Genomic DNA, 14,221 nt, shown 5'->3' on the forward strand with positions numbered 1-14,221 from the left:
GGGCGATACACCCAGGCTGCTTGCCGGCACTTGCGACTTGCTCGCGAAGTGTTTGCGAAATTCTTGCGTTCGCCCGACCGGCGGCATGATTAGAGCGCGAAAGCGCTTGATCCCTTCGGAGTTTCGGTGCCGCCGTGCACCCGAGCCCGCCGGGACCGGACCGGTCGACTTCGATCCTGCAAAATGCCGCGATTTGGGCGGATAATCCTGGCTTATCAGCACAATTTAGGAGTGCACCATGTCCACCACGGCCGCGCCCGCCAAACCCTACAAGTTTCTGCAACTGGCACTAGTGCTCTTCGGCGCGGTGATGCTGCTTCTCTACCCGCTTGCGGTGATCTGGCCGTCGGGCTGGGCATGGCACCCCGGGCCACCGCACCACTCGGACTACTTCATGATGATCGTCGGCATCTACGCCACCCTCGGGGTGTTTCTGATCCACGCCGCGCGCAACCCGGTAAACCATCTGAGTCTGATCTGGTTCGCGGTCTGGTCCAGCATGGTGCACGCGGCGATCATGGCGGTCGAGTCGTTCCACGGCGACCACCAGATGGGGCACCTGTGGGGTGACGTCGCCGCGCTGTTACTGGTGGCCGCCGTCCTGGCGGCGCTGGTACGGGCTTCGGGTCTCAGTGGGCATCGGAATTCACCGACTCCTCCGGAGTCCAGGCCGGCGGTTGCCCCGGGCGACCGGGGAACAGGTAATCGATGAAAGCCGCTGCCGTGGGCTGTGGTTCGTGATTGGCCAATCCGGGCCGCTCGTTGGCTTCGATAAAGACATACTCGGTGCCGGTGACGTCGGGCACCAGCAGATCGATGCCGGTCACCGGGATGCCAATGGCCTCGGCGGCGGCCACCGCAACGCGGCACAGCTCCGGGTTCACCTGTGCGGTGACATCGTGGATCGTCCCACCCTGATGCAAATTGGCGGTGTGCCGGACACGCAGCCTGGTCCCCTGTGGCAGCACATCGTCCAGACCCCAACCGGATTCGCCGACGGTCGCCTCGGTGATCTCGTCGATCGGTATCCGCGATTCGCCGCCGGTGGCCGCTGAGCGGCGCCGGCTCTCGGACGCGATCAGGTCCCGGATGCTGTGCTCGCCGGTGCCGATGACCTCCGGCGGCATCCGCAACGCGGCGGCGACGACCCGGCCGTCGATCACCACCAGGCGCAGATCGTCGCCCTTCATCCGCTGCTCGATCAGCACCTCGGGGTGTTGTTCCCGAGCCCGCGCCAGGGCGGCCGCCAATTCGCCGGGGCCGTTCTCGGCGGTGACCCCCACCGTGATGCCCTTGCCCTGCTCTCCGCGGGTGGGTTTGACGACGACCTCTCCCACCTCGGTCAGAAATTCGTAGTCGGCGTCGTCGAAGGTGGCCAGCCGGGCGCGGGCCACATTGATGCCCACATCGGCGACGAGGCGCCGCGTCAGGCGTTTGTCGTCGCAACGGCACATGGCGACCGCGGACGTGAACTCTGACAGCGACTCTCGGGTGATTATGCTGCGCCCGCCGTGGGACAGGCGTATCTCGCCGGTCTCGGCGTCGAGCACCTCCACCCAGATGCCGCGGCGCAACGCCTCGTCGGCGATGATCCGGGCGTAGGGGTTGAGGTCGTCGATCGTCTCCGGCGGCGGGGTGAACAGCGGCTCGTTGATCGCGTTCTTGCGCTTGATCGCCAGCACCGGGACACGACGGAAGCCGAGTTTCTCGTAGAGGCCGATGGCCGCGGCATTGTCGTGCGCGACAGACAGATCCATGTAGGCGCGGCCCTTGCGGCGGAAGTGGTCGGCCAGCGCCCGGGTCAGCGCTTCACCCAGTCCGGGGAGCCCGGCCGCCGGGTCCACCGCCAGGCTCCACAAGCTGGACCCCTCCTCCGGATCGGAGAACAATATCTCGTGATCGATACCGGTGACCGTGCCCACCACCGCGCCGTCGTCATCGCGCACCGCAACCAAGTAGGTCAGCGCTTCGACGTTCAGGTGGTTGTGCCAGATCGTCTCGACCGGCGCCGGCACCATCCCGCACCGGACATAGACGCGATTCATCGCGTCGGCCTCGCGCTCGTCGCGCAGCGTGCGTACCGTGGCGGCGGGCGGCGACGGTACCGACTGGTCCTCGTCCCCGGTGAACCGCAGGCGGTAGGTGTGGCTGGGGTCGATGAAAAGCTCGGCCGAGGCCCCGGCGACCACCACATGTGACTCGCGGGCGTAGATGCAGATGTCGCGCCGCCCGACCGCCTCTTGCCGCAACACCTCGGCCAGCGTGTCGGAGTCGGCGAATGTCTGACCGAAAATAATGCGGCCCCAACCTAATTCGAGCGCAACGTCCTTCTTCATTGCGGCTAACAGATCGGGCGGCGACGCCTCGTGCAGAGCCAGCGTGATGGCTTCGGTGTGTTCCTCGTGTTCCTCGTGTTCTGCGGCGGGACCGTTGGTGCTCATACCGCGGCACCCGTGACGCCGTGCTGCTGCAGCCACATCTCGAGTAGCGCGATCTGCCAGAGTTCGTTGCCGCGCAGCGGGGTCAATCTCCGGTTCGGGTCGGCCAGCAGGGCCTCGACCGCGTCGGCGCGGAACAGGCCGCGCTCTTTGGCGACCGGTGCGTAGAGGGCGTCGCGGACCATGTCGAGGTAGGGCCCTTCGAGGTGGGTCAGGGCGGGAACCGGGAAGTAGCCCTTGGGGCGATCGATCACCGCGGACGGGATGACCCTGCGGGCAGCCTGTTTCAGCACGCCCTTGCCGTCGTGGGCGATCTTCAGCTCCGGTGGGCAGCTCGCCGCCAGCTCGACCAATTCGTGGTCGAGGAAGGGCACCCGCCCCTCCAAGCCCCAGGCCATGGTCATGTTGTCCACTCGCTTCACCGGATCGTCGACCAGCATCACCGTGGTGTCGAGCCGCAGCGCCCGGTCGATGCCGGTATCGGCATGCGCCCTGGCGAAATGGTCGGCGACGAATCGCTCGCTGGGATCGTCGGGTGCGACCATCTCAGGGGTCAGCAGCGCGCGCACGCCCGCCGCGTCGCGGTCGAAGAAGGCCTTGCGGTAGGTCGCGACGGCGCCGTCGAGGGTGCCGGCGGCCGGGCCGCCCATCGGCGGATACCAGTGGTAGCCGGCGAACACCTCGTCGGCACCCTGACCGGACTGGACGACCTTCACATGACGCGCGACTTCCTGACTGAGCAGGTAGAACGCCACACAGTCGTGGCTGACCATCGGCTCGCTCATCGCACCGATCGCGCCAGCGAGCGCCGGCAGCATCCGCTCGGTGCCGATCCGGATCTGGTGATGATTGGTGTCGAAGCGCTCGGCAACGATGTCGGACCACTTGAACTCGTCACCCTCGACGCCGCCCGCCGACTCAAAGCCGATGGAGAAGGTTGACAGGCCGTGCTGGCCGGCCTCGGCGAGCAGGCCGACGATCAGGCTGGAGTCCACGCCCCCGGACAGCAGGCAGCCGACCGGCACATCGGCGACCAGGCGCCGCTTCACGGCGGTGCGCAAGGACTCCAGCACCGCGTCTTCCCAGTCGGTTTCCGTCCAGTCGCAGCGGTCGGTGCGCCGGGTGAAGTCAGGCGTCCAGTAGGTGGTGCTGTTGCGCCGACCGTCGGGTTCGATCGCGAGCAGCGACGCCGGCGGAATTTTGCGGACGCCGCGCAGGATGGTTAGCGGAGCCGGCACCACCGAGTGGAACGTCATGTAATGGTGCAGTGCGACCTGGTCGATCCGGGTGTCCACGCCGCCACCGGCCAGCAACGCCGGCAGCGAGGACGCGAACCGGATCCGGTGCGCGTCCTCCGCCAGGTACAGGGGCTTGATGCCCAGCCGGTCGCGGCCTAACAGCACGCGGCCGGTGTCCCGCTCGGCGATGGCGAACGCGAACATGCCCATCAGGTGGCTGACGAAGTCGTCGCGCCACCGGTGGTAGGCCTTCAGCAGCACCTCGCTGTCGCTGTGCGAGAAGAACCGGTAGCCATGTCCCTCGAGCTCGGACCGCAGCTCCTTGTAGTTGTAGATGCAGCCGTTCCAGGCGATCGTCAAGCCCAGTTCGGCGTCCACCATGGGCTGAGCACCCGCTTCGGACAGGTCGATGATGCTGAGGCGGCGATGGCCCAGCGCTACCCGACCCTGGGACCACGCACCCGCCCCGTCAGGCCCCCGGGGTGCCAGCACGGCAGCCATCGCTGCCACTGCGCCCACGTCGGGCACCTGGTCATCAAGTCGCACTTCACCAGCGGCTCCACACACAATTTCGACGATACGGGTGTCGCCGCGAACACGCGCGCGGTGGGCGAGATGTACCGTTCGACCGTGCAGGTAGACCTGATGACCGTCCCGCAGCCCTTGTCGCGGATCGGCGATGTCGCCAAGCGTGCGCAGGCCGCCGGATTCTCCGGTCTGCTGTTCACCGAAACCGGGCGTACCGCCTACCTCAACGCCGCCGTCGCCGCCACCGCGGCACCGGGTCTGGCCCTGTCCACCGGCGTGGCCGTTGCCTTTCCGCGCAGTCCGTTCGTGACCGCGGCCACTGCGTGGGAGCTGCAGGAGGCGAGCAATGGCAACTTCCGGCTGGGCCTCGGCACGCAGGTGCGCACCCATGTCGTGCGGCGCTATGGGATGCCATTCGAGCGTCCCGGTCCGCGGCTTCGGGATTACGTGCGTGCCGTGAAGGCCTGCTTCACCGCGTTCCGGACGGGCAAACTGGATCATCACGGCGAGTTCTATCAACTGGACTTCATCACACCGCAGTGGAGCGCCGGGCCGATCGAGGCGCCCGACCCCAAGGTCGACGTTGCGGCGGTGAATCCGTGGATGTTGCGCATGGCCGGCGAAGTCGCCGACGGGGTCCACATTCATCCACTCGGCGAACCCGGGTATCTGGCGCGCCACGTCGTCCCGAACGTCGCCGCCGGGGCCGAGAAGTCGGGCCGCCCGGCGTCCGACATCGCAGTCATCGTGCCCGTCATGACCATCGTCGGCGACACCGAGGAGGAGCGCCGCAACGAGCGGGAGCTGGTGCGCTCCAGCCTCAGCTTCTACGCGAGCACACCCAACTACGCATTCATCCTGGACGAGGCGGGATTCGAGGGCACCACCGCCCGCATCCGCGAGCGGCAGAAGGCTGGCGACTTCGCGGGGATGGCCGCCCAGGTCAGCGACGACCACATCGCCACCTTCGCCACCGAGTCGACCTGGGACGGCCTGGCGGACGCGCTGGTGGCCAAGTACGCCGGCACCGCCACGCGGCTGGTGCTGTACAACGCGCTGGGCGACTCGGAGCGTTTCGAACGGTACGGCGAAATCGCGCGACGCATATCGGCCGGCTGAACGGCTATACGCTGAGGGCAAGATGCCTGTGCTTCTCCGAGAGGTAGCGAAATGCCTGCACCAACCGCCGAGGTCTTCGACCGCCTGCGTCAACTCGCCGCGATCAAGGACGTCTCCGAGCGCCCGACCAAGACGATCGACGAGGTCTTCACCGGCAAACCGCTGACCACGATCCCGATCGCCACGGCCGACGACGTCGCCGCGGCATTCGCCGAGGCCCGGGCGGCACAGGCGGAATGGGCCAAGCGCCCGGTGGTGGACCGGATCGAGGTCATTCGCCGGTACCGCGACCTGGTCATCGAGAACCGCGACTTTCTGATGGATTTGCTGCAGGCCGAGGCCGGCAAGGCCCGGTGGGCGGCGCAAGAGGAAATCGTCGACCTGATGGCGAACGCGAACTACTACGTGCGTGTCGCCGCCGACCTGCTCAAGCCGCAGCAGGTGCAGTCGCTGCTGCCGGCGGTCGGTAAGACGACGGTCTGCTACCAGCCGAAGGGCGTAGTCGGCGTGATCTCACCGTGGAATTACCCGATGACCCTGACGGCGTCGGACTCGGTGCCCGCCCTGCTGGCCGGCAATGCGGTGGTCCTGAAGCCGGACAGCCAAACCCCGTACTGTGCGCTCGCCTGTGCCGAGCTGTTGTACACAGCCGGCCTTCCCCGGGCGCTCTACGCGGTCGTGCCCGGCCCCGGCTCGGTGGTGGGCACCGCGATCACCGAGAACTGCGACTATCTGATGTTCACCGGCTCGTCGCAGACCGGCAGCCATCTGGCCGAGCAGGCGGGGCGCAGGCTGATCGGTTTCTCCGCCGAACTCGGTGGGAAGAACGCCATGATCGTGACGCGCGGGGCGAACCTGACCAAGGCCGCCAAGGCCGCCACGCGCGCCTGCTTCTCCAACGCCGGCCAGCTGTGCATCTCCATCGAGCGGATCTACGTGGAGAAGGACATCGCCGACGACTTCATTCGCAAGTTCGGCGAAGCCGTGCGCAACATGAAGCTGGGCACCTCCTACGACTTCTCCGTCGACATGGGCAGCATGATCTCCAAGGACCAGCTGGACACCGTCACCGATCACGTGAAGGACGCAACATCGAAGGGCGCCAAGGTGATTGCGGGCGGCAAGGCGCGACCCGACATCGGCCCCCTGTTCTACGAGCCGACCGTGCTGACCGACGTCACGCCCGAAATGGAATGCGCCGCCAACGAGACGTTCGGGCCGCTGGTTTCGATCTACCCGGTCGCCGACGTGGACGAGGCCGTCGAGAAGGCCAACGACACCGAGTACGGGCTCAACGCCAGCGTATGGGCCGGCTCCAGCGCGGAGGGCGAGGACATCGCCGCCCGGCTTCGCTCGGGAACGGTGAACGTCAACGAGGGCTACGCATTCGCCTGGGGCAGTCTCAGCGCGCCGATGGGCGGCATGGGCATTTCCGGGGTTGGGCGCAGGCACGGTCCCGAAGGCCTGCTGAAGTACACCGAATCGCAGACCATCGCCACCGCGCGGGTGTTCAATCTCGATCCGCCGCTGGGTCTTCCATCGACCCTCTGGCAGAAGTCGCTGTTGCCGATCGTGCGGACCGTCATGAAGCTGCCCGGTCGAAAGTGAGCCGACCGGCGGAGCATCGCGATGCGGTGAGCCGGCGGCGGCTGCTGCAGCTGGTGGGCGGCGGCGCACTGTCTGGCGTCGTCGCCGGCTGCGCGACCGCACGTCCCAGCCTCGGTCCCAGCACGACCAGTGCCGCCGGCCCCGCCCCCACGGCACCCACCAGTGCGGCGCCTGCTCCACCGCCCGCACCGGCTCCCGCACCGGCGCCGGCCGCCACCTCGGCCGCGCTACTGTGCCGGGACGCCTGGGGAGCCCGCCCGGCCCGTCCCGGCGGCACGCCACACACCATCACCAGGCTGACACTGCACCACTCGGGAGTCGTTCTGGGCGACAACCGCAATGCGCCCGCCCGGCTGCGCCAGCACCAGCGCTACCACCAGGACCAGCACGGGTGGATCGACATCGCGTATCACGTCAGCGTCGACCGCAACGGCAACATCTACGAGCTTCGGGCAACGGAATTGGTGGGCGACACGGCTACCGACTACGACCCGACCGGCCACTTCCTGGTCCTGTGCGAGGGCGATTTCGACACCGAAGCCATCTCCGAAGCGCAACTCCGGGGGACCGCCATCGTATTCGCATGGGCCGCACAAAGATTCGGTGTTTCCACGGACACCCTGGCCAGCCACCGCGACTTCGCGCCGACGACTTCGTGTCCGGGCGCGAATCTTTATGCCCAGCTCACGTCGGGAAGCCTGAAGCGGCGCGTCGATAGCCTGTTGGCCGCCGGCCCCGTGGATCTGCAACGGAATTGCGGCGCGCCCGCCACCGAGGTGGTCGCCGGAATCGAAGCGGGCCGCTGACCCGAGTGTCCCCGGGCCCAGAAAAAACCTTCGAACAACCGACAAACACTGCCACATTGGCCCCATCTGACACTAGAGTGCTTGCGTGGGCAAAGTCGCGTCAACCAAGACTTGGGGACGCGTGCTGGCAATCGTGGCCTCGCTGGTGCTGTCGGCCGCCATGATCTACGCCCAAGGCATCAAGCCCAAGGCGCCGTGCTGCACCACCGATACCCCTACCGCCGCACCCCCGACCAGCCAGCAGAGCAGCACGCCGCCGCCCAACGGCCCGCAGATCGCCAGTGCCGCCGAGGCGGCGATGCTGGCCGGAAACGCACCGATGGCAGCTCAGGACTTCCAGATCGCGTTGCCAGCGGGCGTCGCGCCCGAGTCGGGGTTGCAGATCAAGACCATCTGGGCCGCCCGCGCCATCAGTGTGCTTTTCCCGGAGATCAAGACCATCGGCGGGTTCCGGCAAGATGCTCTACGGTGGCATCCGAACGGGTTGGCGATCGACGTGATGATCCCGGACCACAGCAGCCCGGAGGGCATCGCGCTCGGTGATCAGATCGCCGGATTGGCCCTGGCCAATGCCAAGCGCTGGGGTATCGATCACGTCATCTGGCGGCAGAAGATCTACCTCGGCATCCGCTCGGGGAGTTGGACCGCGGACCTGGGCAACGAGACCCTCAATCATTACGACCATGTCCACATCGCGACCAACGGCGGTGGGTACCCGACCGGGCGTGAAACATACTTCATTGGATCGATGACGCCGGCGCCGCCGGACTGACCGACCGACACCGCCTAGGACGATGCGGCGAGCAGCGAATCGACTGTCGAGACGTCATTCGGTGACGCTGCGGCCATCATCGCGCCGTGTGCAAAATCAGGGTCAGTGGCAGCCGGAACCACCAGCAGGACGATCTTGGTGTACGCCCCGAGCACTTCGATGGTATTGATCGGCTGTCGGTAGTATCCCGAGAGCCGGACCTTCCGTGAGCCGACGAGCATCTTGGACGGCGCTTGCGCCCATTCGGTGATGTTGTACACCACACGGTCGATGGGGCCCAGGCGCACCGCCAGGACCGCCAGCAGGTCTGGGGCTTCCGCCACCAGGTTGTCGCTGTGTGGCCACCATGCTCCGTCGACGTACCCCGTGGTGGGAGCCTTCGGCTTCAGCCGCAGTCGCGGCGTTTCATTGGGCGATGTGTGTTTCGATCCGGGGACCACCTGGCCCCGTTGTCGCGTCATTCGACGCTCCTGTTCTCGGCCGTGAATCGGCCAGTTACATCAGCGACGACGCGACCAAAGATGGTCGCGGGCAGAAACCGCCGATGAATCAATCCTACCCTGAATTCGCTTACCCGGGGGCAATTTTCGTGCGCATTCGCTGTTTTCCCTGCAGAGTAGGTGCCCGGAGATAGTGAGATCTATTGCGCCGCGGGGAATCTCAGATCAGAGCGATGGCGGAAATCCAAATGAAACGGGCTGGCAGGACGCATCCTGCCAGCCCAACCGTGCCAACATCAAGCTAGATGGTGGTAACTCCCATGGCTTGGGGACCCTTCGCGCCTTGGCCGACCTCGAACTGAACCCGCTGGTTCTCCTCAAGTGACCGATACCCGCTGCCGCTGATTTCCGAGTAGTGGACGAACACGTCCTCGGCGCCGCCGTCGGGAGCGATGAAGCCGAAGCCCTTATCGCTGTTAAACCACTTCACAGTTCCCTGTGTCATACCTTCAACTTCTTTCATTGGAATGGATGTACCAAAAACATCCTGCACGAGGGTATCACGGCACAAGCACCGCGCAGATCCCGGAGTGCACAATTGCGGTGGTCAGAAATGTATTGAGCGACAATTTATTTCCTCGCTCGTGTATCGTTGGAGGTAACACGCGTAGCCAACACTGGTCCCCGTCGCAGCCAAACCGGACGACATCTGTCATTGGTTTCGTTTGTTGATCCGCACGTCAGGTGCCGGATCGGCGCGAATGGAGGATTTTGTGACAGAACATTTTTCGTTATTTGACGGCCTGCCGGGCAAGCGGTGGACGGCACCCCATGTCGAGCTGATGTTGACGCCATGAATCGAGCCGTACGCACTCGTCGCCTGGCCAGCCCGGTCCGCCTTGTGCTGTCGAGGGACCTCGGCGGACCACTGAACGGTGCCTGGTGGCCACATACGGCATCGATCGCCGGCGAACTTCCCGAGTTGATCGGCGCCATCTCCCCCCGCCTGGGGGAAATTTGTGCCATCTCCATCAACTGGTCTTCGTTGGCGGGTTCGCCCGACCTCGACGCACTGAACCACGTCACGAAGATGGCTACCACCCGGGTGGTCGGTCACCAGCGTCTGATGACGATCTCTGGGGCCCGAGCATCAGCGGCTCTCCTGGTGGTACCGTGCCGAACTTCCAGTCCTCTTGCCGTCGCCGTGATGCGTCAGGTGGCGGAGCTTCCAGTGCTGCCTGCCGAAGCCGACCGGCGTGAGTTTCGAACCGCGGACGAGATCGTGTGTGCCGCCCGAGCGGAGTGCGCGCTGTGGTTTCAGCAATTGGGCCTGCCCACGCAGACACCGGTCGGTGACACACATCCCTCAGTGATCGTCTGAATCCCGGCGTCGTCCCCGCATGCACGATGAAACAGTTGTCCAGCAAGGGGATTAGCCATGAGGCGTGAAGTCGGCGCCGACCTGCAGGTCGAGATCATCGCCCCGACGACTCTGGAATTTCAGATTGCCGTGGCGCCACACCCGAACACCGAGGTGTGGGAGTACCTTTCGTTCGAATTGGACGAGAGCCCCGTTCATCCGCGGGAGATCAGCGGAATGCACGGCAACCGCATCCACAAGATGGAAGTACCGGTCGGCACGCTGAACGTCAGTTATTCGGCGACGATAGTCGGTGGCACCGATCCTGCCCCGGTGACCGAACACGACTTGTCGATGTATCTGCGCCCCAGCCGGTACGCCGAGGCGGATAAGTTATACGGCTTCGCCGCAACGGAATTCGGTAATATCGCCGATTCGGCAACGCTGCTGGAGCGGGTTTCGCTGTGGGTGGGCACCCGGCTGAATTACGTGCCAGGCTACAGCGATCCGATCGACGGCGCGGTAGAGACTCTATTGTCCGGCGCCGGTGTTTGCCGCGACTTCGCCCACCTGGCGGTGGCGCTGCTACGGGCGGTGAAAGTCCCGGCCCGCATGGTTTCGGCGTACGCGCCAGGCCTATGTCCGATGGACTTTCACGCGGTTGCCGAAGCGTACGTGGACGGCCGGTGGCGTGTCGTCGACGGAACCCTGTTGGCTCCAAGACAGTCACTGGTGCGCATCGCCACCGGTCGCGACGCTACCGACACCGCGTTTCTGGACAACCACAAGGGCGCCATCAACCTGAAGAGTTTGTCGGTGACAGCGATAGTCGACGGCGAATTGCCGAAAGACTCCATCGACCAACTGGTATCAATCACCTGAGGTGCTTGACTGAGAAGATGACCCACCGGTTGCGCGCGGAGTTGAAGCGGGTTGGTGACCACGGCGGCCGGGGCGCCACCGACGCCGAAATCGCTCTGGGCAACGGGCCGATCAGACAGCGCCTGAGGGCATCGATCCTGGCCCTCGCCGAGCACCGCGGACCCGAGAGCAGTATTTGCCCCTCCGATGCGGCTCGAGCGGTCGGTGGCCAAGAATGGCGCGCCCTGATGCCCGCAGCCCGTGAACTGGCGCGGGAGCTGGCCGCTGCCGGCGACGTAGTAATCACCCAGGGCGGCGAAGTGCTCCGGCCCGGCGGCACATGGAGCGGTCCCATCCGGATCACGACTCGGCGCACGGGCGACACGGACGTACGCTGAGGGCCATGGCCATCGAATCGACGATGCTCCCGCTGGGCACCACCGCGCCGTCTTTCACGCTCCCCAATCCGGCCACGGGCTCCACGGTGAGCCTGGACGACCTGACTGGCCCGGCCCTGGTCGTGACGTTCATCTGCAACCACTGCCCGTACGTCCAGCACGTGGCGGCGGCGCTGGCCGAACTCGGTCGAGACCTCGCCGATCAAGGTGTTCCGATGGTCGCCATTTCCAGCAACGACGTCGTTACCTACCCGCAGGACGGGCCTGAGCAGATGGTGGCGGAAGCACGGCGACACGGCTGGACGTTCCCGTACCTCTACGACGAGACGCAGGACGTCGCCCGCGCCTTCTCCGCGGCGTGCACGCCCGACACCTTCGTCTTCGACGGGGAGCGACGGCTCGCCTACCGCGGTCAACTCGACGATTCCCGTCCGAAGAACGGTCTGCCCGTGACCGCGGCCGACGTCCGCGCGGCGGTAGACGCCATCCTGGCCGGACGGCCGGTCGATCCCGATCAGCGGCCGTCGATCGGGTGCGGCATCAAGTGGCGCTGAGCAGCATCGCCGGTCAGTTGCGCGGCGGTAACCGCACCACCTGAACGAAAAATTGGTCGATCCGCCGGACGGCGTCGAGGTACTGATCGAGGTCGACGGGCTTGGTGACGTAGGCGTTGGCGTGTAATTCGTAACTGCGGGCTATGTCTTCCTGAGCCGATGAGGTGGTCAGCACGACGACCGGAATGTGCTGCAGATCCGGGTCGAATTTCACCGTTCGCAAGACGTGCTGCCCGTTGTATTTGGGCAGGTTGAGGTCGAGCAGGATCAGATCCGGACGCGGAGCGCTGCGGTGGCTGCCGCGCCGGTAAAGGAAGTCCAAACCCTCGGCGCCATCGCGCACCACATGCAGCGTGTCGGCGATCCGATGATGCTCGAACGCTTCCCGGGTGATCAACTCATCCCCGGCGTCGTCCTCGATGAGCAGCACGTCGATCGGCATCAGGCACACCCTTCCGCGTGACGGCCGGCGAAGTTTACTGAGCCTGCCGTTCGAAACTCGCCATAGGTGCTGATGCTCAACATCGACAGCTTCACGGTACTTATGCATAGCGCGAGTACCCGGCTCACCATAACGGTTTGCCGCAGGCCGCGCCCAAGGTGGGAATGCGGATCCTGCGCGCAGCGTTGCCGGGTGGGCTTGAGTGCGCCGGCGGAAGGACTTCGAGATGGCCACAACCGGATTCCACGAGGGCGAGCTCGCGGCGCAACGCCTGGCCGGTGTCGAAGGTCGCCCAGCGGCTGGAGGGCATGCTCGGCCACGCCACACTGTCATCGGGTGCTGCCAAGTTCCTTGCCCAGCAGACGTTTGCGGTATTGACGGCGCGTGACCACGAAGGTCGGCTGTGGACCTCGCCGCTGGTCGCCGCTGCGGGATTCCTTCAGGGCCTTGGCGACTCGTTGCACGTCAGAAGCAGGTTTCGGGACGGCGACCCGCTGGACGGAATCCCCGCCGGCCAACAGGTCGGCATGATCGCAATCGACTTCGCCGCCCGACGACGGATGCGCCTCAACGGTGTCCTCGCCGCCGCCGACTCCACCGGCCTGCTTGTGCAGATCGACCAGGCATTCGGCAACTGCCCGCAGTACATTCACCCTCGCACCGTCGACGTGCCGACGCTCAGGTCAGCACCGCCAGCCGGTGTGCGGCACGTGCTATCGCTGAGCGAGTCCGACCGGGCGCTCATCGCTGGGGCGGACACCTTCTTCCTGGGCACCACCCACCCCACCCGCGGCAACGACGCATCCCATCGGGGCGGGCCACCCGGCTTCGTCCGCGTCGACTCCCCCGGTCGGCTGTGGTGGCCGGATTACCCTGGCAACAACATGTTCAACAGCTTCGGGAATCTTTCGGTCGACGACGAAGCGGCCCTGTTGTTCGTCGATTTCGTAAATGGTGCCTCGTTGCACGTCTCGGGGCGGGCGCAGGTGCAGTGGAATATTCCTCACGGGCCCGGTGCCGATGGCGCGGCGCGGGGTGTCCGCTTTCAGGTTGATTCCGTTGTCGCGCTGGGCAATTCGACTGTCATGAGGGCGGAGCGGCCCAGCTGACCAAGGTCACACCGCTCGGAAACGTCCTCGGGGCGCCAGTCGGTTGAAATCCGCGAAGGATTGTGCCGTCGGGGAACAACCTTCGACCCCGGCCCTGGACGTACGGATAAACGAAAAGCCGGTACTCGTCGACCAGGCCGGCGAGGATCACTGAGTGGCACAGGGTGATGCTGCCGGTGATGACGATGTCGCCACCCGGTGCTGCTTTGAGTGTTTCGACGGCGTGCAGGGCATCGCCGGCCAGGATTGTCGAGTTGTCCCACCGCGGATCGGTCAGCGTGCCGGTCACCACGTATTTGGCGACGCTGTTGATGTAGTCGGCGACACCGGTCGGGTCGTTGGTCTGGCCCGGCCAGTAGCTCCGGAAATCCTCGAATGTCTGCCGGCCCAATAAGAGGGCATCGGCGGTTTCATCCTGTCGACGCACCTCGGCTATCAACTCGTCGTCTTGGAACATCGGATCGAACCAGTCCTCGAGCATCTCGATCGAACCGTCCAGCGTGATGTTCTGGGTGATGATCAGTGAGCGCATACAGAGGCTGACTTCT

The 14,221-nt window shown here is 65.6% G+C and carries 16 protein-coding genes; 10 read left to right on the forward strand and 6 right to left on the reverse strand.

Going from position 1 to position 14,221, the window contains the following annotated elements; genetic code table 11:
• Window positions 1-238 precede the first annotated feature (238 nt).
• Window positions 239-712 (forward strand): DUF6632 domain-containing protein, encoded by a 474-nt coding sequence (locus tag BN972_RS18475; RefSeq protein WP_036360481.1) that lies wholly within the window; start codon window positions 239-241, stop codon window positions 710-712.
• On the opposite strand, the gene ngg is transcribed toward BN972_RS18475, so the two are convergent.
• Complete coding sequence (gene ngg, locus BN972_RS18480) at window positions 630-2,441, reverse strand: N-acetylglutaminylglutamine synthetase (protein WP_036360483.1); 1,812 nt, start codon at window positions 2,439-2,441, stop codon at window positions 630-632. The genes BN972_RS18475 and ngg overlap by 83 nt on opposite strands.
• Entirely contained in the window at window positions 2,438-4,243 is a 1,806-nt protein-coding gene (locus BN972_RS18485) for an N-acetylglutaminylglutamine amidotransferase (protein ID WP_036360484.1), read from the reverse strand. The genes ngg and BN972_RS18485 overlap by 4 nt, the downstream gene beginning before the upstream one ends.
• Before the next feature lie 63 nt (window positions 4,244-4,306).
• Here BN972_RS18485 and BN972_RS18490 point away from each other — a divergent pair, with 63 nt between their 5' ends.
• From BN972_RS18490 to BN972_RS18505, 4 genes are all read left to right on the forward strand, one after another.
• Window positions 4,307-5,323, forward strand: a complete 1,017-nt coding sequence (locus BN972_RS18490) for a TIGR03617 family F420-dependent LLM class oxidoreductase (protein ID WP_036361267.1) — start codon at window positions 4,307-4,309, stop codon at window positions 5,321-5,323.
• Between the two features lie 51 nt (window positions 5,324-5,374).
• Window positions 5,375-6,931: a succinic semialdehyde dehydrogenase gene (locus BN972_RS18495; protein WP_036360486.1), complete on the forward strand. Its 1,557-nt coding sequence runs from the start codon at window positions 5,375-5,377 to the stop codon at window positions 6,929-6,931.
• Window positions 6,928-7,737 carry a peptidoglycan recognition protein family protein gene (locus BN972_RS18500; RefSeq protein WP_235192489.1) on the forward strand — a complete coding sequence of 270 codons (810 nt, stop codon included), beginning with the start codon at window positions 6,928-6,930 and terminating at the stop codon, window positions 7,735-7,737. Before BN972_RS18495 ends, BN972_RS18500 begins: the two co-directional genes overlap by 4 nt.
• Window positions 7,738-7,822: 85 nt before the next feature.
• Window positions 7,823-8,509, forward strand: coding sequence for a hypothetical protein (locus BN972_RS18505; protein WP_036360488.1), 687 nt, complete (start codon window positions 7,823-7,825; stop codon window positions 8,507-8,509).
• Window positions 8,510-8,523: 14 nt separating this feature from the next.
• On the opposite strand, the gene BN972_RS18510 is transcribed toward BN972_RS18505, so the two are convergent.
• Window positions 8,524-8,970: a DUF5994 family protein gene (locus BN972_RS18510; RefSeq protein WP_036360490.1), complete on the reverse strand. Its 447-nt coding sequence runs from the start codon at window positions 8,968-8,970 to the stop codon at window positions 8,524-8,526.
• Between the two features lie 280 nt (window positions 8,971-9,250).
• Complete coding sequence (locus tag BN972_RS18515; protein WP_036360491.1) at window positions 9,251-9,454, reverse strand: cold-shock protein; 204 nt, start codon at window positions 9,452-9,454, stop codon at window positions 9,251-9,253.
• A 348-nt stretch (window positions 9,455-9,802) separates the two neighbouring features.
• Between BN972_RS18515 and BN972_RS18520 the strand changes: the two genes are divergently transcribed.
• The 4 genes from BN972_RS18520 to BN972_RS18535 are packed head-to-tail and all read left to right on the forward strand — an operon-like array spanning window position 9,803 to window position 12,122.
• Window positions 9,803-10,330, forward strand: a complete 528-nt coding sequence (locus BN972_RS18520) for a DUF5994 family protein (RefSeq protein WP_235192490.1) — start codon at window positions 9,803-9,805, stop codon at window positions 10,328-10,330.
• Between the two features lie 57 nt (window positions 10,331-10,387).
• On the forward strand, window positions 10,388-11,191 hold the full coding sequence (locus tag BN972_RS18525) for a transglutaminase-like domain-containing protein (RefSeq protein ID WP_036360493.1): 804 nt from the start codon (window positions 10,388-10,390) through the stop codon (window positions 11,189-11,191).
• A 5-nt stretch (window positions 11,192-11,196) separates the two neighbouring features.
• A complete protein-coding gene (locus BN972_RS18530) occupies window positions 11,197-11,568 on the forward strand; it encodes a DUF3253 domain-containing protein (RefSeq protein WP_235192491.1) in 372 nt (123 codons plus the stop codon).
• Between the two features lie 5 nt (window positions 11,569-11,573).
• On the forward strand, window positions 11,574-12,122 hold the full coding sequence (locus BN972_RS18535) for a thioredoxin family protein (RefSeq protein WP_036360495.1): 549 nt from the start codon (window positions 11,574-11,576) through the stop codon (window positions 12,120-12,122).
• A 13-nt stretch (window positions 12,123-12,135) separates the two neighbouring features.
• Here the strand turns inward: BN972_RS18535 and BN972_RS18540 are convergent, their stop codons facing one another.
• Complete coding sequence (locus BN972_RS18540) at window positions 12,136-12,564, reverse strand: response regulator (protein WP_036360497.1); 429 nt, start codon at window positions 12,562-12,564, stop codon at window positions 12,136-12,138.
• A 278-nt stretch (window positions 12,565-12,842) separates the two neighbouring features.
• Between BN972_RS18540 and BN972_RS18545 the strand changes: the two genes are divergently transcribed.
• Window positions 12,843-13,673, forward strand: a complete 831-nt coding sequence (locus BN972_RS18545) for a pyridoxamine 5'-phosphate oxidase family protein (RefSeq protein WP_235192492.1) — start codon at window positions 12,843-12,845, stop codon at window positions 13,671-13,673.
• Here BN972_RS18545 and BN972_RS18550 read toward each other — a convergent pair.
• Window positions 13,648-14,205 carry a dihydrofolate reductase family protein gene (locus BN972_RS18550; protein ID WP_036360499.1) on the reverse strand — a complete coding sequence of 186 codons (558 nt, stop codon included), beginning with the start codon at window positions 14,203-14,205 and terminating at the stop codon, window positions 13,648-13,650. The genes BN972_RS18545 and BN972_RS18550 overlap by 26 nt on opposite strands.
• Window positions 14,206-14,221 lie beyond the last annotated feature (16 nt).

It is taken from the genome of Mycobacterium asiaticum DSM 44297, assembly GCF_000613245.1.
GTDB classification, from domain to species: Bacteria; Actinomycetota; Actinomycetes; order Mycobacteriales; family Mycobacteriaceae; genus Mycobacterium; species Mycobacterium asiaticum.

Bases quoted from the DNA above. Each gene is read 5' to 3' on its own strand.
- BN972_RS18475 (WP_036360481.1), top strand. From the start codon at position 239: ATGTCCACCACGGCCGCGCCCGCCAAACCCTACAAGTTTCTGCAACTG.
- ngg (WP_036360483.1), bottom strand. From the start codon at position 2,441: ATGAGCACCAACGGTCCCGCCGCAGAACACGAGGAACACGAGGAACAC.
- BN972_RS18495 (WP_036360486.1), top strand. From the start codon at position 5,375: ATGCCTGCACCAACCGCCGAGGTCTTCGACCGCCTGCGTCAACTCGCC.
- BN972_RS18510 (WP_036360490.1), bottom strand. From the start codon at position 8,970: ATGACGCGACAACGGGGCCAGGTGGTCCCCGGATCGAAACACACATCG.
- BN972_RS18515 (WP_036360491.1), bottom strand. From the start codon at position 9,454: ATGACACAGGGAACTGTGAAGTGGTTTAACAGCGATAAGGGCTTCGGC.
- BN972_RS18520 (WP_235192490.1), top strand. From the start codon at position 9,803: ATGAATCGAGCCGTACGCACTCGTCGCCTGGCCAGCCCGGTCCGCCTT.
- BN972_RS18525 (WP_036360493.1), top strand. From the start codon at position 10,388: ATGAGGCGTGAAGTCGGCGCCGACCTGCAGGTCGAGATCATCGCCCCG.
- BN972_RS18535 (WP_036360495.1), top strand. From the start codon at position 11,574: ATGGCCATCGAATCGACGATGCTCCCGCTGGGCACCACCGCGCCGTCT.
- BN972_RS18540 (WP_036360497.1), bottom strand. From the start codon at position 12,564: ATGCCGATCGACGTGCTGCTCATCGAGGACGACGCCGGGGATGAGTTG.
- BN972_RS18550 (WP_036360499.1), bottom strand. From the start codon at position 14,205: ATGCGCTCACTGATCATCACCCAGAACATCACGCTGGACGGTTCGATC.